Genomic DNA, 16,075 nt, shown 5'->3' on the forward strand with positions numbered 1-16,075 from the left:
GAATCAAAGAGTATGAAGGTTATGGTAGGAGGCACGTTCGATCCCCTTCATGACGGCCACAAGAGCCTCCTGAACCGGTCGTTCGAACTTGCCGGGCAGTCAGGGCATGTCGTAATCGGGCTGACCACCGATACATTTGCCAGCCGGAAGGTCCATCCTATCCGCCCGTTTGAAGAACGGAAAGCGGACCTTATAACCTACATTACCGGAAAGCACTATCCTGTCGACTGGGTGATCGAGCCGCTGAGCGACCGGTTCGGTTCCGCTCTTGCATCTGATTTCGATGCGATCGTGGTCTCCGAAGAGACCCTTCCCGTTGCAGTCGAAATCAACAAGATCCGGCGGGAGAGTGGCAGACGAAAGGTCGATATCCACCAGATCACCTGTGTCCTTGCCGAGGACAATCACTGGATCTCCAGTACCCGTATTTACCGTGGCGAGATCGATATCCACGGCCATATCCTGCACTGATTCCCTGGCAGGAACCTGCTGGCAACCTCGTGCTGAATCGGCGGGCCAGGAACTTTTAACCCTGTTTTCAGGATATTTACGGATGAACCGGTACATTACCGGATCGTTAAACCATGCACTGATAAAAAAAAGATGATTATTTCCTGTGGACGACAGCGATTGCCATCATCGCAATGGCTGCTGCGATCACGGAAACTGCCACCGGCAGGGGGGCCTGGGTGGTTGGTTTTGCCGTTGCTGCTGTTGCAACAGGGGTGGTCGGTATCTCTGTCGGTGCTGCAGTCGGAGCAGCGGTGGTGACCGCAACAGTTACTGGTGTATTGGCTGCGGATCCGGTCTTGAACATGGTGTCGCTGCCGTACTGGTTGGTTGCAGTGAGGCTGACATCATAGGTGCCTTCGCGCAGGTAGATGTGGCGGGGGTTCTGTTCGGATGATTCTGTGCCATCTCCGAAGTCCCACTTCCACGAGGTTGGGGCGTTGGTTGAGAGATCGGTGAACTCGACAACGAACGGTGCCTTCCCAATCTGCCTGTCTGCCTTGAACTCAGCAACCGGTGCAAGGGTTGTTACGATGTAACTGGCCTTGGTCATGGTGTCTGCACCGTCCTTGTTGGACGCTGTCAGGGAGACCGAGTAGGTGCCAAGCGTCGTGTAGGTGTGGGTCGGGTTCTGCTCAGCAGATGTTGCGCCGTCGCCGAAGTCCCACTTCCAGGAAGTCGGTGCATTGGTTGACTTGTCAGAGAATGCGACTGCCATGGGGGCGCCGCCACGTGTCTTGTCGGCAATGAAATCCGCCCTGGGGATGGAGAGGACCGTGATATACTGGTTCTTGGTCCGCGAGTTGGTCATGGACGGGTTCGATGCCGTGAGCGTAATGTCATAGACACCTGTTGCCCGGTACACGTGGTCAGGGTTTGAACCGGTACCGGTTACACCATCGCCAAAGTCCCAGACCCAGATCGTGGGGTTGTTGGTTGAGAGATCCGTAAAGGAGACAATCCTGCCAACACCAACGGTTGTCGAGTCAGCGGTGAAATCAACGGCTGCGCCGCCACCTACGGTGATGAGGTTTGTACGCACCTTGGTGTCAGAACCAAAGGTGTTCTTGGCGGTCAGGGAGACGGTATAGGTTCCTTCTTTTGCATAGATGTGGCTGGGGTTCTGTTCGGTGGATGTTGCACCGTCACCGAAGTTCCACTCCCATGAGGTTGGCAGTGCGGTTGACTGATCGATGAACGAGACTGTCATTGGCACCTTGTACTGCTGGTAGGGCACGATGACTGGTATGAACTCGGCAGTTGGGGGCATACCCACATTGATGTAACTGGTTTTCGTCTCGGTGTCCTTGCCGTTTGCATTCCGTGCATTCAGCGAGACCGTGTAGATACCCTTCACCTGGTATGCATGGGTCGGGTTCTGCAGGGTAGAGGTCGCCGTGTCTCCGAAGTCCCATGACCAAGCGGTCGGTGCATTTCCGGACTTGTCGGTGAACTGGACATTTTCATTGGGGTTCACCTGCGTCGGTGTGCCAACGAAATCGGTGTTCGGGACGCCGCCGACGTTCAGGGTCTGGGTTGATGAGGCGGTCTCGGTGCCCCGGGTGATGGTGAGTTTCACATCATACGAACCAGCGTTGGTAAAGGTATGGCTGGGGTACTGCTCAGTTGAGGTGATCCCGTCGCCAAAGTCCCATGCCCATGTTGTCGGGCTGCCGGAGGACCGGTCCGTGAAGGTCACCGCAAGGGGTGCCTTGCCGGATGCGGGATTGGCGGCAAATTTCGAGACAAGGTCATCGGATACCACGATGTACTGTGCCTTGGTTATATCAGAAGATCCGTGCTCGTTGGATACGGTCAGAATGACGTTGTAGGTCCCGGCAGTCCAGTAGGTGTGGGTCGGGTTCTGCTCGTTCGATCCCTTTCCGTCACCGAAATCCCAGGTCCATGTGGTTACCTGGCCGGTTGACTGGTCGGTGAATCCCACGCTCAGCGGGACACTGCCTGAAGTCGGGTTTGCAACAAAAGCCGCCTTGGGTGCTACACCAACGGTAATGTAGTCTTTCTTCTCTGCGGTGCTGACACCGTAGGAATTCTTCACGGTCAGCTTAACCGTGTAGGTGCCGCGCTGGAGATACAGGTGGCTGGGGTTCTGGTCGGTGGACGTTGCGCCATCGCCGAAATCCCATGCCCATGTCATCGGGGTTGAACCCAGTGAATTGTCAACAAACTCAACCTTGGTCGGGATGGTAGTAAACGCATAGTGGGCATCGAACTGTGCTACCGGTGCCACACCAACGGTGATGTAGCCTGATTTAGCGGTATCAGCTGCTGATACCCCGGGTACTGCCAGGGCCAGGAGCAGGAAAATCAATCCTGCATATAACAAGAACTTAACGGATCTCATCATGATCACTAACCTGATTTATCACTGAACACGTATTTAATTCCTCACTTCATCGTCAATGAGGCGGACTGTAGTGGAGTTGTACAATTGGAATGTTTGGATGTATAGCTATCTCCATACTAGTAAAAAGGTGTTTTCCCGGGGGTGGAGATGCCCCGGGCAGATCAGATGATGTGGCTGGTGATGTCGCGTGAGATCACCCAGTCGCAGTAGATACAGTGAATTCCTTCAGGCCGGACCCGGAACTTGCTCCGGATGGGCTCGTGGGTATTGGAGATGCACCCGGGATTCGGGCAGCGGACAAGGCCCTCAATCAGGGTCGGGATCTCCACGCCTTTCTTCTCGAAGACCTTGAAGTTCCGGATGATATTGATGGTTGCCCGCGGGGAGATGAGGGCGATCCGGTCCACTTCCTCCTTGGAGAGCTCCCTGTTGGTCAGCTTGACGATGTCCTTTTTCCCCATGTTGCCGCTCGGGACATTGGTTGCAATGGAGAGTGCCTCCTGCGTGGTGCCCGTGATACCGAGGATCTTGACCACATTGAGTGCCTCGCCCCCGTCGATATGGTCGATCACGGTGCCGTTCTTGATCCGCCGGACCAGCAGCCCCTCGTTTTCAGCAGCTTCATTGTTCTTCATTGCATCACCTGCATGAGCATCGCCATCCGGACCGGGACCCCGTTTCTTGACTGCTCGAAGTAGCGGGCATGGGGCAGGGCATCGACGCGGGGGTCGATCTCATCGACCCTCGGGAGCGGGTGGAGGACGATAAGCCGTTTCTTTGCCCCGGCCAGCAGTTCCGGCGTGATCCGGTAACTTGAGGCCACGTTGAAGTACGAGGCCGAGTCGGGGAACCGTTCGCGCTGGATGCGGGTGACGTAGAGCACATCCATATCGGGGATGATCTCCTCGAGATTGTCGTGCTCGATGATCTCCGTCCCCTTGGCGGCAAGCTGTGCAGCAAGGGTTGCCGGCAGTTCGAGTCCCTTGGGGCAGATCGTGTGCAGCCGTGCGTTATAGAGAGAGAGGGCGGAGGCAAGGGAGTGTGCGGTCCTGCCATAGCGCAGGTCGCCGATGAGCGCGATGTCCAGCCCGTCCAGGGGCATGGACTGGCGGATCGTGTACAGATCGAGGAACGTCTGGGAGGGGTGCTGGCCTGCACCGTCCCCGGCATTGATGACCGGGACCGTGGAGAACTCTGCTGCAAGCCGCGCCGCCCCCTCTTTCGGGTGCCGGATAACGATGGCATCGGCGTACCCGCTCACGACACGGACGGTATCTGCGAGTGTCTCGCCTTTTGCCATGGAGCAGGCCTCGACACTGCCGACCGAGAGGGATGTGCCACCGAGACGGGCCATGGCTGACTGGAAGGAGAGCCTGGTCCTCGTGCTGGGTTCAAAGAAGAGGACGGCCAGGATCCTGCCGTCAAGGGCATGCGCATCGTACTTTTTCTTCTGGATCTGCCCTGCGTGATCCAGCAGGCGGTCGATCCCGTCCCGGTCAAAATCCCCGATAGATATGATGTGGTGCACAGCAGTTCACCCTCCCGAATATCTGATGAATATATCGTGCTCATGCCCTAATTAGCTATCTTTCGCGTTGCATGGTCCATGCGGTAACAGGAACGCTATTATTGGATCATGGCGCATTTTTATTCAGTATTTGTCATATTTTGCGGGGTAATTCTTTGGATCCTATACCCATTGCGCGGCCGGTGATAGGCCGGGACGAAATTGATGCCGTGACTGCGGTGCTCGAATCCGGGATGCTTGCATCCGGCAGCCGCGTTGCAGAACTGGAACGATCATTTGCGGATTACTGCGGTGCTGCCCATGCCGTTGCGGTCAACAATGGCACAGCAGCCCTCCATGCAGCGCTGATGGCTGCGGGGATCGGTCACGGTGACGAGGTGATTGTACCGGCCTTTACGTTCTATGCAACGGCCTCATCTGTGCTGATGTGCGGGGCAACGCCGGTCTTTGCGGACGTGGATGAGAAGACCTTCAACATCGACCCGCGGAAGATCAGCGCGTGCATAACGAAAAAGACCAAAGCGGTCATCGGTGTTCACATCTTCGGCCAGCCATTCGATATTCCTGCCGTGCAGGAGATCTGCGGGCGCCACAAGTTGATCCTGATCGAAGATGCTGCACAGGCCCACGGAGCATCCCTGAACGGGAAGAAGGTTGGATCGTCTGGTGATCTCGCCTGCTTCTCGTTCTATGCCACCAAGAACATGAGCACCGGGGAAGGCGGGATGGTGACCACAGGCAGCAAGGCCCTGAATGACCGGTTGCGGCTGGTCATCAACCATGGCCAGAGTGAAAAATATCTCCATACCTGCCTTGGCTACAACTACCGCATGACCGACATGGCGGCAGCACTGGGGATCGTCCAGCTGAAGAAGCTTGACGGCTTCAATGAGCAGCGCCGGAAGAATGCCGCATACCTGAATGCGCACCTCTCTGTAAACGGCCTGGTCACACCGGTCACGCCAAAGGGCATGCAGCCGGTCTTCCACCAGTATGTCATCCGGCTGACCGACGAGTTCCCGATGAACCGGGCGGCGTTCATGGACTACCTGAAAGAAAACGGTATCGGGAGCGCGATCCACTACCCGATCCCCCTCCCCCGCCAGCCGGTCTTCGGCCTCAAAAACGATCCCGACCCCTGCCCGGTCGCAACCAGGCTTGCGGCATCGGTGCTGAGCCTGCCCGTCCACCCCTCGGTGGATGAGAAACAACTGGCATATATCTGCGATACCATCAACCGGGTGAAATAACATGGATGTTGGCATTATCGGCGTAGGGACCATGGGGAAGAACCATGTCCGCGTCTATTCCGAGCTCAAGAGCGTGGACAGCGTCTCTGTCTTTGATGTGAACCAAGCAGCGGCAAAGACAATTGGCAACCAGCACGGCGCTAATGTCTGTGCCACCATGGACGAACTTCTGGCCGGCACGGATGCGGTCTGTGTCTGCGTTCCAACGCAGTTCCACGCGGCGACGGTGAAACAGGTCTTTTCAGCGAAAAAGTCCGTGCTTATCGAGAAGCCGATCGCTGCCACGGCAAAGGAAGCCATCGACCTCATGAAGTCGGCACCCGGAGGAGTCACGATCGGTGTCGGCCATATCGAGCGGTTCAACCCGGTGGTGAGCGAGATCAGGAAGATCGTGAACAAGCCACTCTATGTGGAGATGAAGCGCCACAACCCGGCTTCCGCACGGGTGACAGGGAGCACGGTTGTTGAGGACCTGATGATCCATGATATCGACATCCTCCTCAATGTGTTCGGCCATCCGACCGATATCCACAGCGCCGGTAATGCGGATGTCTGCAGTGTCCTGATGAAATGCGGGAAGGTCCCGGTCTCCCTCTCCGCGAGCCGCAAGGCCTCCAAGAAGATCCGGATGATCTATGTCGAGGAGGAAGATTTCACTATTGAGGGTGATTTCATGACGCAGGAGGTCACCATCTACCGGAAGCCGGGGCAGTACCAGTTCGAGGCCGAGCGGTACGTGCAGGAGAACATCATCGAGAAGGTGATGGTGAACAAGCTCGAGCCGCTGAAACGCGAACTCTCTACCTTTGTCGAGTGTGCGCGGGAGAACCGTCCGTTCCCGATCACGCCGGAACAGGCCATTGATAACCTGCAGGTCTGCGAGCAGATCCAGGCCGGACTTTCAATCTGAACCACCCCTATCATGACGACGAATGTATCGAAACTGGCAGAAATTATCAGGAAACGCGGGCCGATAAAGAAGATCGGCGTGCTTGGTATGGGATACGTGGGTATCCCGGCCGCAGCGCTGTTTGCGGATGCCCCGCAGTTTGAGAAGGTATACGGGTTTCAGCGTGACTCCAAGTCCTCGGGATACAAGATCGCGATGCTCAACCGGGGGGAGAGCCCGCTCAAGGGCGAGGAACCGGGGCTTGAAGACCTGCTGAAGAAGGTCACTTCGCAGGGGAAGTTCTCCTGCACCTCGGACTTCTCGAAGATCCGGGAGCTGGATGCGGTCACGCTCTCGATCCAGACTCCGTTTCTGAACAAGGAAGACCTGCTGCCGGACTTCTCCGCCCTGTTCGAAGGGGTTCGGAACGTAGGCCGCAACCTCACGCCCGGTATGCTGGTAGTGCTCGAATCCACGATCACGCCCGGCACGACCTCCGGGATTGCCTGCGAGATCCTGGAAGATGAGTCCGGCCTGGTTGCCGGGGATGACTTTGCCCTCGCCCATGCACCGGAGCGGGTGATGGTCGGCAGGCTCCTGCGCAATATCCGGGAGCACGACCGTATTGTCGGCGGCATCGATGCGACGAGCACGAAGCGGGCAACCGAACTCTACTCCCCTGTCCTTACTCTCGGGAAAGTTATCCCGATGACCTCGACCGCTGCGGAAGTGACGAAGACCGCGGAGAACACGTTCCGCGATCTCCAGATCGCCGCCATCAACGAGCTCGCTCTCTACTGCGAGGCGATGGGGATCAACGTGTACGATGTCCGGACCGGCATCGACAGCCTCAAAGGGGAAGGCATCACGAGGGCGATGCTCTGGCCGGGGGCCGGCGTTGGCGGCCACTGTCTTACGAAAGATACCTACCACCTGGAACGCGGTGTCCAGATGCTCGGGAAGGATCTGCTCGATTACCCGACCGGCGAGCCGTCGCTCTACGTGCTTGCCCGGCGGATCAACGACTTCATGCCGAGCCACATGTTCCGGCTCACGAAGGAGGCGCTCGAACGGGCAGGCAGGCCGATGAAAGGGGCAAAGATCGCCCTGCTCGGCTGGGCGTTCCTCTCGAATTCGGATGATACCCGGAACACACCCGCCGAGCCGTACCGCGATCTGCTGGTGAAAGAGGGTGCGGTTGTCAGGGTCCACGATCCCTTCGTGGCTGAGTATCCCGGTGTCCCGCTTGTCCCCACGGTAGATGTGGCGCTCAAAGGTGCCGATGCGGTTATCATCTTTGCCGGCCACCACCAGTACCGGACGCTGGATGCAAAGGAGATCCGGAAGGTATCCGGCAGGAAACACCCGGTTATTATCGATGGCCGGAATATGGTGGATCCTGATGCATATATCCGGGAAGGGTTTGTCTACAAGGGTATCGGTCGCGGGGATAAGAACGAGCATGCAATCGTGGACGTATAATTCCGCTAATCACTATTTTTATTGAGCCGTATCCTGACAGATCGCCTTAATATCACGGAATGTGTCAATTACCCGTATGGACACCAGCCTCCGCGACCGGTTCACTGCCCTGTGGCAGCAGCATTTCCCGGGTGCAGAACTTCCCCTTGCCCTTGAATTCCGGACCGATCCCGGTACTGCAGAGAAGGTCCCGCCGCCTTCCGGCCACCGCTGCATCATCTGCCAGATCGGTCGGGCCCGGAACGGGACGCCGCTCGCCTTCGATGCCCGCTCGATCACGTGCGGGGGCGGGCTCGTGTTCACCGGGTATTCCGGTACGCGCCCGCCCGGCTTCCGGTTCTTCCTCTCGCACGGCAAGGCGGGCGTAGTCGAAGGGGAGCGGTACAAGCAGACCCCCGAGATCGTTGATGCCTGGGAGAAAGCGTATGTCCCCATCTCCTCGCAGGGGAAGGAGATGGTCTTCACACGCTGGGACCAGCTGACGGAGAAGGATAATCCCGAAGTCGTGATCTTCTTTGCCCGCCCTGAAGTCCTGAGCGGGCTCTTCACGCTCGCGAACTTCGATCAGTCCGACCCGAACGGGGTCATCTGCCCCATGGGGGCCGGGTGCAGTTCCATCATCCACTGGCCGAGGCTCGAACAGCAGAAGGATGACCCGAAGGTCGTGCTGGGGATGTTCGACCCGTCAGCACGGCCCTGTGTCCCGGTGGATGTCCTGACCATGGCGTTCCCGATGAAGCGCTTCGTGAAGGGGATCGGGTACATGGAGGAGAGTTTCCTCATCACGAAGACATGGGATGTCGTGAAGAAGAAGATCGAACGGAGCAACGCAGCGCAGAAGAAAGCGTGAGGGGACCTGCTCTCCCCCCGGGACATCTTTTCTTTCCTGTCCTCACCGGAGTTCCGTCACGCTGTCCGCCCACTCCTCCACCTTCCGGCGGATCGCATCGTCCGTGTAGGACGAGACCGTGATCCGGTCGCGGGCAAGGCTCACGAAATAGAGTTCGCCCGCAGGGTCGTGGCATTTCAGCGTGACGGAGAAGAGATCGGCCTCCTTCAGGTGGTTCACCGTCCCCCGGTGGGCGGCGATGTTCGCCATGTTCGTGATCATGGAGGCAACGCCCGTCTCGTAGCCCTCGGCCGAGTCGTACACTTCCGAGCTGGCGCCCACCTGCTTTCCATTCTTGTCAAGGTACACGAACTTTGCCGTATAGCGTTCGCGCACCGGCATGACTGGTGGGAAATTTCTCCGTTGGGCGTAGTATGAGGTGCATCCGAGCGGGTTTTTGAGCCGCAGCGCCTGAACAACTGCGGAGAATGCCGCACTGTCCGGGAACGGGTGTTTCAGCCTTCTCGATGCACTCTTGGATCCGGGTCGTGAGCGGAAATGGGTCATGATATCTCCTGCCCTCTTCTGGTCCTGCTCCGTGGGGTGAATTCCCCGGTTCACAGGATGCCTGAGTAGGAGAATGGGGGGGACCGAGAAAGCCTTGGTGGTCCGGTGCACGGATGAAGTGGGGGGTCGCGTGGGTACAAGATGCTGATCGGTTCATGGATCCGGGGCCGGTGGGTTTTGCCCCTTGTGACCGGAGTCTCCATCGCTGTATGCAGGGCCCTGATGGGGATTATGTGGTCTTTTGACATGGTGCTGCGGGCGTTCAAAATATTCTTGTACCCACGCGACCCCCCCTTGCCCCTTCCGGATTTTGTGCGAAATTTGTAAAATTTTACTTCTGTAATGTGTGCGAACAGGAGGATTTGTGGTGAGGGGGGGTCGCGTGGGTACAGAAAAAATGGAATAAGTCTCAACGATTGCGATGCCTGCCGCCGCCCCGAAGGACGCCCCGCGGCGGCTCACATACGTTTTCAATCACGTGAACAGGTAAGTGAGTAGCGCAAAACCCGACGAGGCGTTTTGAGCGTAAGGCCTCATAAATTATAAGTTGAGAAGAACTTTGATGTTTCATTCTCGTTGAAAGCTACGTCCCAAAAGTATTATTCCATAATTTTATGCCTTGATGAATTGAATTGAAGATTGATACCACATGGTAAAATTTGTAAATGGTGCAATGTCCTATGGTGCTATTACTGAAATCATAAACGGCGCCCATGATGAGCTATATATCGTTGCGCCATACCTCAAAATTCCACAACAGACAAAAAATTATATAAAAAATGTAGATACGCGAGGAATAAAGTTTATAGTTATTTCACGAGCCGAGAATAATACACAAAGAAATGTCGATGAGAATGACATTCAATTCCTACGGGGTCTAATTAGCGCAGATGTTCGTGTTTGTGAAAACCTTCATGCGAAGTGTTTCATAAATGAGAATGAAGGTCTGATAACCTCAATGAATCTTCACGAACATTCACAGGCATATAATTGGGAAATGGGGATACGGTTCACGAAGAATGAGGATCTCGCCATATATGATGCAACGTTCGACGAAGTTCAAATGATTGTAAAACAGAGTAAAGAAAACCCAAAAATTAAATTTGTCAATCCTGCAGCGAGATCGCAAAAATTTACACCGGGACCCGTCCCCCCAAAAAACAACTCAAATTCCGAGTTAAAGCCAAACAACAACTACGCTTCAACAAGTGAAACACTAACATTTGGAAACAAAGAGTTAGGAATTAACTATGCAGGCTTTTGGCTGAGATTAGCTGCAGCAGTAATTGACGGATTAATTTTGCTTATTCCATTTGTTATCTGTGTTGTAATATCTGGAACAAATCCATTGATTTTCTATTTTTTAATCTGGATAGTGGGATTTGCTTATTTTGCTTATTTAGAGAGTTCTCCGAAAATGGCAACATTTGGAAAAGAGGCTATGGGATTGATTGTAACAAATATGGATGGATCACAATTAACGTTCAAACAGGCATCCATTCGATATATTGGAAAATTGTTATCTCTTGTAATCTTATATGGGGGGTTCATCATGATTGGATTCACAGAAAAGAAACAAGGACTTCATGATATGATAGCAAAAACACTTGTGGTCAAGAAATAAAGGAAGTATATCTTTACTTTGATTACGGGTAAGATACATTTTACAATTTTTCACTTTTCCCTATGCAAAATCATAAAATATCATTTCCTCGCAATCGTCACATACCCCGAGTGACACACACTCGTCGAAGGCCGGGTCCCCCTCTTCGACCGGATCATCTCCCGTTCGATCAGTTCATGGGTATGGACTTCGGAAAACCGCTCGGCAGCCGTATCGACCACGATCGCCATCTGTTCGAGGAACGGCGTGTAGCACGCGAGGTATCCCCCGGACCGGAGCAGGGAATACGCATGGATCACGTGCTCTGACTGGATCTGCAAATCGAGGTGCACAACGTCATAGAGTCCGGTTGCGGCAAGGAAATCCAGGGGAATTGCCTCGATATTGGTGAGTTTTGCATCCGTGATATTCTTCATCGCGAGCGTGGAGAACTCGGGGCGGACCTCGTAGGTCTTCACGGTCTTTGCAACGCCGGCAAAATAGATCGCGGCAATCCCGCTGCCGGTGCCGGCATCGAGCACGTCATCGTTGTGGTTCATGCCGGTGTAGGCAATGACAAGGCCGATATCCTTTGGGAGCATCGGGGCGCCGGAGCGCTTGCCGTGCGTGAAAAAATCGGTTGGCCGGGGGATCCGGATCGTGAACTCCGCACCGCTGTGCGTAGTGATGGTATCCCCGGAGTTCTTCCCGACAATCGCTGCAAGGTCCAGCTGGCCCTTGTCCGTGCCAAGCGAGCCCTTCCCCGCCTTGATGTAGAATTCCCGTCCTGCCCCGACGAGCAGGATCCTATCGCCCTCTTCGATCATCACGATGCGAGCTGCATGATTGCTTCGGCAATGTCGCCCTTTGACGCTACGAGTGCGGCCTTTGCCTTCTCTTCAGAGACATTTGCCTGTGCGGCAACCATCGTGATATCCTCTGCGGGGATCTCGACAGCCGCTGCCTCGAACCGGGGGTTTCCCTGGATCTGGTACGAGACCGAGCCCTGCATGGTCATCACGGTGACCTCCGCAGCGTCGAAGACGTAGTTGCCCTTCGGGGTCTTGATCACGATACTCTGCACGTCTTCAATCTGCTCGACATTCATGCCGAGCTTCTTCATCATCGCCTTCATCTGGCGTGGATTGATGTTTCCCGGAAGCATCCTTCTCACATCCCTGCCGTACTTTTACGGCGGCTCCGTAATTAAATGCAATCATATCGGGGCCCGAGATCATCGCACCGCCGCACGCAATCACCCGGTCGCCTTCTGCAACAACCATGACATCGTCGCCCGCGCGGATCTGCGGGTCGGCCGCGGTCACGTGCTTGGCAAACACGTTCTTGCCTTTCGCGATGAACTCTGCCACATCCTCGAGGACCGTGACCCGGTAATTCGGTGCCGGCAGGGCTGCCCGGAGCCGGTATGCCCCCTCGATGCTGAGCGTGAGCCGGCCGTCCGATGCCCGGACCGTTGCAAGGCGCACCCCGTTGTTCAGCACCTGCCGGACCCGTCCGGTGGTGGAGTAGATGAACGTGCAGCCCTCCGGGAAGAGATGGGGTCCGGCATTACCGCCGAACTGGAAGTCAGCTATGACCTGGACCCGCCGCAGTAAACTGTTCTCCGAGTATACGGTTGACACGAATAACAAACTCCTCTTCCGCTGCCTTGGGGATATATGCTCCCGCAGCAATCTTATGTCCTCCGCCCCCGCCGCCATATTCAGAGGAGGCGTCCGAGAGGGCTTTCTGGAGATCGATTCCTTTCTCGACAACCCGCTCGGTGGTGCGCATCGAGACTTTGGTCAGGCTCCGGTCCTCGGGCACCTCGCACATGATCAGGATGGGCTTGTTGGCATTCAGTTTCGAGAGCGCCATCCCGGCTCCTATCCCCACAATCGTGTCGGGATACTTCCCGCCGACATGGAGGTACTGGAGGTATTCCAGTTCCTTCACCCCCGTATCCACGATATACTGGAGCAGCTCGCGGAGGATTGCACGGTGGTTGTTGAGCATGTGTTCCGCATCGCGGTATGCCGTGCCCCGGTCGCCCCGGAGGATGGCGCCGCCGATCTGAGGCTTCGACCAGCGCCCGCAGGCATTGAGCAGAGTCGCATATTCCTGGGCATTCCGGAGGGGTGTTCTTGGGATCTCGCCGGGGAACCGGTAGGTCTCCGCAAGCAGGCGGTCGGTCTTATCCCCGTTTGCCATCAGTTGCTGGGCGAGTGCCGAGATGATCGTCCTGTGGTCGTCATCGGAGAGTTCCTCCCAGACATACCACCGCCCGTCCGGGGCCTGCTGACGGATCCCCAGTCTCTTTAAGAACTGGCGGGCGCCTTCGGGATTGTTGCTGATCCCCTTCACGAACGGGTCGTCATTATACGCGAGTGACAGGTGGACCGGGCGGGTCGCTGTCCCGTAACAGTTGAGGTCTTTCTTGTTGACCCTGACCGACCCGTGCTTAATTCCGTCCTCGACAATGATCTCCCGTGCAGGCCCGACAAGCCCGCACTTCTCCCGCGCCATCATGTCGCCGACATTGCCGACAATCGCGAGCTGGGCGAGGTCGATGTTCGCAGTATCCATCTGCTTTGCGACAAGATACGCAACGCCCGCCGCGCTCATCCGCGTATACCCGTAGGGCAGGCAGTTCACCTGCGTATACTCCCGCTCGCAGGGCTGGCTGACGTGGTGGTCGATGATAAGGACTTCCTTATCCGTAAAACCCCGTTCGAGCATCAGGTTCTGCTGGCCGGCGCCGAGATCGGAGAAGATCTTGAGCGAGGAATCGGACGGGACCTGCGGCATCGTGAGGGGTTCGAGCTGGCGCACAAAAACGGATTTGACCGGGATCTCCTGCCGTGAGATCGCCTGCGACAGGATCGCCTCGCAACTGATGCCGTCCGCATCGATGTGGGAGATGATGGTTATTTCCGGTGCTGCCGCGATCTGTTCGGCGGCTGCTTTGACATCATCGCAAAAACCCATTGCCATATATTTAGGGAGTTCATACAGATGAATTAGACGAACCATGCAACCCGATCCGGCCGAAGGCTTTTCTGAAACAGGGCTTATCACCCCTGAGCGGATGCGTGCTGTGGATGCCAATGCGATAGCGCTGGGCGTCACGGAGCTCCAGCTGATGGAGAGCGCGGGCCGGGGGCTTGCAGAGCATGTGCTTGCCCGGAATCCCTCCCGCGTGCTCATACTCTGCGGGAAGGGGAACAATGGCGGCGATGGCATGGTTGCGGCCCGCCACCTGCGGCGTCACGCGGTCACGGATGTCTGTTATCTTGACTACGGGCAGCAGAGCAGCGCCTGCGAACACCAGCTCCGCGCTCTTTCGCATTCGCGGATCGCGCTCCACCCGTTTGCATCCCGCGACGATCTCGATTTGCTCCACCCGCTCTTTGCGGAATCCGATGTGATTGTCGATGCCCTGCTCGGCACGGGTACGAGCGGGAGCCTCAAAGAGCCGATCCGGACCTGCGTGGCGATGGCCAATGCATCGCAGGCGAAGATCATCGCGGCCGATATCCCGACGCCCGGTATGCGGGCGGACCAGATCTGTGCGTTCCACCGCCCGAAAGTGGCGGGATCGACCGTCATCGACATCGGTATCCCGGTCGAGGCGGAGTGCTTCACCGGCCCCGGGGATCTCATGCTCATACCCTCACGCCCGAAGAAGGCCCACAAGGGCAATGGCGGGGAGGTGCTCATCATCGGGGGAGGGCCGTACCAGGGCGCTCCCTGGCTGGCGGGTCTCGGGGCGCTCCGGGCCGGTGCGGATATCGTGCGGATCGCGTCGCCGGTCTTCGAGCCCGTGCCTGACCTGATCTATGAACGGCTGGAGGGGAAGGTGATAGGGCCGGAACACACCGAACGGCTCATCACGCTAGCAGAGAAAGCGGACGTGGTGGTCTGCGGGAACGGTCTTGGCGCAGACAGCCATTCGGTTATCACAGCCATTGCCCCGCACTGCAAAAAAGCGGTCTTCGATGCCGATGCGCTGCGTCTTCCCCTTCCCAGCGCTGCGGGTGAAACGATCTATACCCCGCATGCCGGGGAATTTGCCCGTATCGCCGGTGTCACGCTTCCCGGTGATACGACCGGGCGGGCCCGGGCAGTGCAGCATGCCGGTATCAAAGGCACGGTGCTTCTAAAGGGGCACATCGATATTATTACGGACGGGAAGCAAGTGCGGTTCAACCGGACCGGCGACCCCGCGATGACCGTGGGAGGGACCGGCGACGTGCTTGCCGGTATCGCCGGTGCACTGCTCTGCCGCCTTCCCGCGTTCGATGCGGCCTGCATTGCTGCATATGTCAGCGGGAAAGCAGGGGAAGCTGTGGTCGCGGAGCGGGGCGGGGGGATGCTTGCCTCGGATATCATCGGGAAGATCCCGGCAGTGCTCTTCAGGAAAGGTGCGTGAATGGTGAAATTTACTCATATCGAGAACGATCGGGCGCAGATGGTGGACATCAGCGGAAAGGGAGATGTTGTGCGCGAAGCGGTAGCGGCAGGGAAGATCTATCTCCGGCCGGAGACGCTCGCTGCCATACGGGAGGGAACGGTAGTGAAGGGCAATGTGCTGGCAACCGCCCGCGTGGCAGCAACGCTTGCGGTGAAGAACACCTCTTCTCTCATCCCGATGTGCCATCCCATTCCGATCAGTTCCATCACGGTCGACTTTACCGAAGGCGACGGGTATATCGAGACCACCGTTGTCGTCAAGATGACTGGTAAAACCGGCGTGGAGATGGAAGCGTTAACCGGAGTCTCTCTGGCATTGCTTACCGTATGGGACATGGTGAAATCAGCTGAGAAGGATAAGGATGGGCAGTATCCCGTGACCCGGATTACCGATATCCGGGTGATCGAGAAGAAGAAGGGGAAGTCTCCCTGATTTTCGTTTCTTACAAGAACTTCGTAACGCTCACGGGGGCATCGCCCCCGCTGCTGTGGCATCCCCATAACGATACTTTACGCGCAAAACGCCTCGTCGGGTTTTGCGCTACCCACTTACCTGTTCCTAACGGGAATAGTCCA

Annotated in this window: 16 protein-coding genes; 8 read left to right on the forward strand and 8 right to left on the reverse strand. The window is 56.8% G+C overall.

Annotated elements, in window-relative coordinates:
- Positions 1-12: 12 nt before the first annotated feature.
- A complete protein-coding gene (locus LUQ43_RS01200) occupies positions 13-471 on the forward strand; it encodes a phosphopantetheine adenylyltransferase (RefSeq protein ID WP_299962933.1) in 459 nt (152 codons plus the stop codon).
- A 136-nt stretch (positions 472-607) separates the two neighbouring features.
- Here LUQ43_RS01200 and LUQ43_RS01205 read toward each other — a convergent pair whose 3' ends face one another.
- The 3 genes from LUQ43_RS01205 to pyrB form a co-directional block, all read right to left on the reverse strand.
- Positions 608-2,878, reverse strand: a complete 2,271-nt coding sequence (locus LUQ43_RS01205) for a PKD domain-containing protein (protein ID WP_299962935.1) — start codon at positions 2,876-2,878, stop codon at positions 608-610.
- A 161-nt stretch (positions 2,879-3,039) separates the two neighbouring features.
- Positions 3,040-3,513, reverse strand: coding sequence for an aspartate carbamoyltransferase regulatory subunit (gene pyrI, locus LUQ43_RS01210; RefSeq protein ID WP_299962937.1), 474 nt, complete (start codon positions 3,511-3,513; stop codon positions 3,040-3,042).
- Complete coding sequence (gene pyrB / locus LUQ43_RS01215) at positions 3,510-4,406, reverse strand: aspartate carbamoyltransferase (protein ID WP_299962939.1); 897 nt, start codon at positions 4,404-4,406, stop codon at positions 3,510-3,512. The genes pyrI and pyrB overlap by 4 nt, the downstream gene beginning before the upstream one ends.
- Before the next feature lie 155 nt (positions 4,407-4,561).
- Here pyrB and LUQ43_RS01220 point away from each other — a divergent pair, with 155 nt between their 5' ends.
- The 4 genes from LUQ43_RS01220 (at position 4,562) to LUQ43_RS01235 (ending at position 8,877) form a co-directional block, all read left to right on the forward strand.
- Positions 4,562-5,656, forward strand: a complete 1,095-nt coding sequence (locus LUQ43_RS01220; RefSeq protein WP_299962941.1) for a DegT/DnrJ/EryC1/StrS family aminotransferase — start codon at positions 4,562-4,564, stop codon at positions 5,654-5,656.
- Between the two features lies 1 nt (position 5,657).
- The gene (locus LUQ43_RS01225) at positions 5,658-6,566 is read left to right on the forward strand and encodes a Gfo/Idh/MocA family oxidoreductase (protein WP_299962943.1); all 909 of its coding nucleotides are present in this window, start codon (positions 5,658-5,660) and stop codon (positions 6,564-6,566) included.
- Positions 6,567-6,578: 12 nt separating this feature from the next.
- Positions 6,579-8,027, forward strand: coding sequence for a nucleotide sugar dehydrogenase (locus tag LUQ43_RS01230; protein ID WP_299962945.1), 1,449 nt, complete (start codon positions 6,579-6,581; stop codon positions 8,025-8,027).
- Positions 8,028-8,103: 76 nt separating this feature from the next.
- Entirely contained in the window at positions 8,104-8,877 is a 774-nt protein-coding gene (locus LUQ43_RS01235) for a DUF169 domain-containing protein (RefSeq protein WP_299962947.1), read from the forward strand.
- 42 nt (positions 8,878-8,919) lie between these two features.
- Here LUQ43_RS01235 and LUQ43_RS01240 read toward each other — a convergent pair whose 3' ends face one another.
- Positions 8,920-9,423, reverse strand: coding sequence for a hypothetical protein (locus LUQ43_RS01240; protein WP_299962949.1), 504 nt, complete (start codon positions 9,421-9,423; stop codon positions 8,920-8,922).
- A gap of 649 nt (positions 9,424-10,072) precedes the next feature.
- On the opposite strand from LUQ43_RS01240, the gene LUQ43_RS01245 reads away from it, so the two are divergent.
- Positions 10,073-11,047: an RDD family protein gene (locus LUQ43_RS01245; protein ID WP_299962951.1), complete on the forward strand. Its 975-nt coding sequence runs from the start codon at positions 10,073-10,075 to the stop codon at positions 11,045-11,047.
- Between the two features lie 80 nt (positions 11,048-11,127).
- On the opposite strand, the gene LUQ43_RS01250 is transcribed toward LUQ43_RS01245, so the two are convergent.
- Genes LUQ43_RS01250 through LUQ43_RS01265 form a run of 4 tightly spaced genes read right to left on the reverse strand, consistent with a single transcriptional unit; the run spans position 11,128 to position 14,020 of the window.
- A complete protein-coding gene (locus tag LUQ43_RS01250) occupies positions 11,128-11,853 on the reverse strand; it encodes a protein-L-isoaspartate carboxylmethyltransferase (protein WP_299962953.1) in 726 nt (241 codons plus the stop codon).
- Entirely contained in the window at positions 11,853-12,191 is a 339-nt protein-coding gene (locus LUQ43_RS01255) for a nascent polypeptide-associated complex protein (protein ID WP_299962955.1), read from the reverse strand. Before LUQ43_RS01255 ends, LUQ43_RS01250 begins: the two co-directional genes overlap by 1 nt.
- Positions 12,115-12,669, reverse strand: a complete 555-nt coding sequence (locus tag LUQ43_RS01260; protein WP_363318465.1) for a PUA domain-containing protein — start codon at positions 12,667-12,669, stop codon at positions 12,115-12,117. The genes LUQ43_RS01255 and LUQ43_RS01260 overlap by 77 nt, the downstream gene beginning before the upstream one ends.
- Positions 12,614-14,020, reverse strand: a complete 1,407-nt coding sequence (locus LUQ43_RS01265; protein ID WP_299962957.1) for a DHH family phosphoesterase — start codon at positions 14,018-14,020, stop codon at positions 12,614-12,616. Before LUQ43_RS01265 ends, LUQ43_RS01260 begins: the two co-directional genes overlap by 56 nt.
- 37 nt (positions 14,021-14,057) lie before the next feature.
- Between LUQ43_RS01265 and LUQ43_RS01270 the strand changes: the two genes are divergently transcribed.
- Both LUQ43_RS01270 and moaC read left to right on the forward strand, forming a co-directional pair.
- Positions 14,058-15,458, forward strand: coding sequence for an NAD(P)H-hydrate dehydratase (locus LUQ43_RS01270; protein WP_299962959.1), 1,401 nt, complete (start codon positions 14,058-14,060; stop codon positions 15,456-15,458).
- Positions 15,459-15,932, forward strand: coding sequence for a cyclic pyranopterin monophosphate synthase MoaC (gene moaC, locus LUQ43_RS01275; protein WP_299962961.1), 474 nt, complete (start codon positions 15,459-15,461; stop codon positions 15,930-15,932).
- Positions 15,933-16,075 lie beyond the last annotated feature (143 nt).

Origin of the sequence: Methanoregula sp. (assembly GCF_028679125.1) — an archaeon.
Classification (GTDB): Archaea; Halobacteriota; Methanomicrobia; order Methanomicrobiales; family Methanospirillaceae; genus Methanoregula.

Coding starts and splice junctions, on each gene's coding strand:
- LUQ43_RS01200 (WP_299962933.1), top strand. CDS start 13: ATGAAGGTTATGGTAGGAGGCACGTTCGATCCCCTTCATGACGGCCAC.
- LUQ43_RS01205 (WP_299962935.1), bottom strand. CDS start 2,878: ATGATGAGATCCGTTAAGTTCTTGTTATATGCAGGATTGATTTTCCTG.
- pyrI (WP_299962937.1), bottom strand. CDS start 3,513: ATGAAGAACAATGAAGCTGCTGAAAACGAGGGGCTGCTGGTCCGGCGG.
- LUQ43_RS01225 (WP_299962943.1), top strand. CDS start 5,658: ATGGATGTTGGCATTATCGGCGTAGGGACCATGGGGAAGAACCATGTC.
- LUQ43_RS01230 (WP_299962945.1), top strand. CDS start 6,579: ATGACGACGAATGTATCGAAACTGGCAGAAATTATCAGGAAACGCGGG.
- LUQ43_RS01235 (WP_299962947.1), top strand. CDS start 8,104: ATGGACACCAGCCTCCGCGACCGGTTCACTGCCCTGTGGCAGCAGCAT.
- LUQ43_RS01240 (WP_299962949.1), bottom strand. CDS start 9,423: ATGACCCATTTCCGCTCACGACCCGGATCCAAGAGTGCATCGAGAAGG.
- LUQ43_RS01245 (WP_299962951.1), top strand. CDS start 10,073: ATGGTAAAATTTGTAAATGGTGCAATGTCCTATGGTGCTATTACTGAA.
- LUQ43_RS01250 (WP_299962953.1), bottom strand. CDS start 11,853: ATGATCGAAGAGGGCGATAGGATCCTGCTCGTCGGGGCAGGACGGGAA.
- LUQ43_RS01255 (WP_299962955.1), bottom strand. CDS start 12,191: ATGCTTCCGGGAAACATCAATCCACGCCAGATGAAGGCGATGATGAAG.
- LUQ43_RS01265 (WP_299962957.1), bottom strand. CDS start 14,020: ATGGCAATGGGTTTTTGCGATGATGTCAAAGCAGCCGCCGAACAGATC.
- LUQ43_RS01270 (WP_299962959.1), top strand. CDS start 14,058: ATGCAACCCGATCCGGCCGAAGGCTTTTCTGAAACAGGGCTTATCACC.
- moaC (WP_299962961.1), top strand. CDS start 15,459: ATGGTGAAATTTACTCATATCGAGAACGATCGGGCGCAGATGGTGGAC.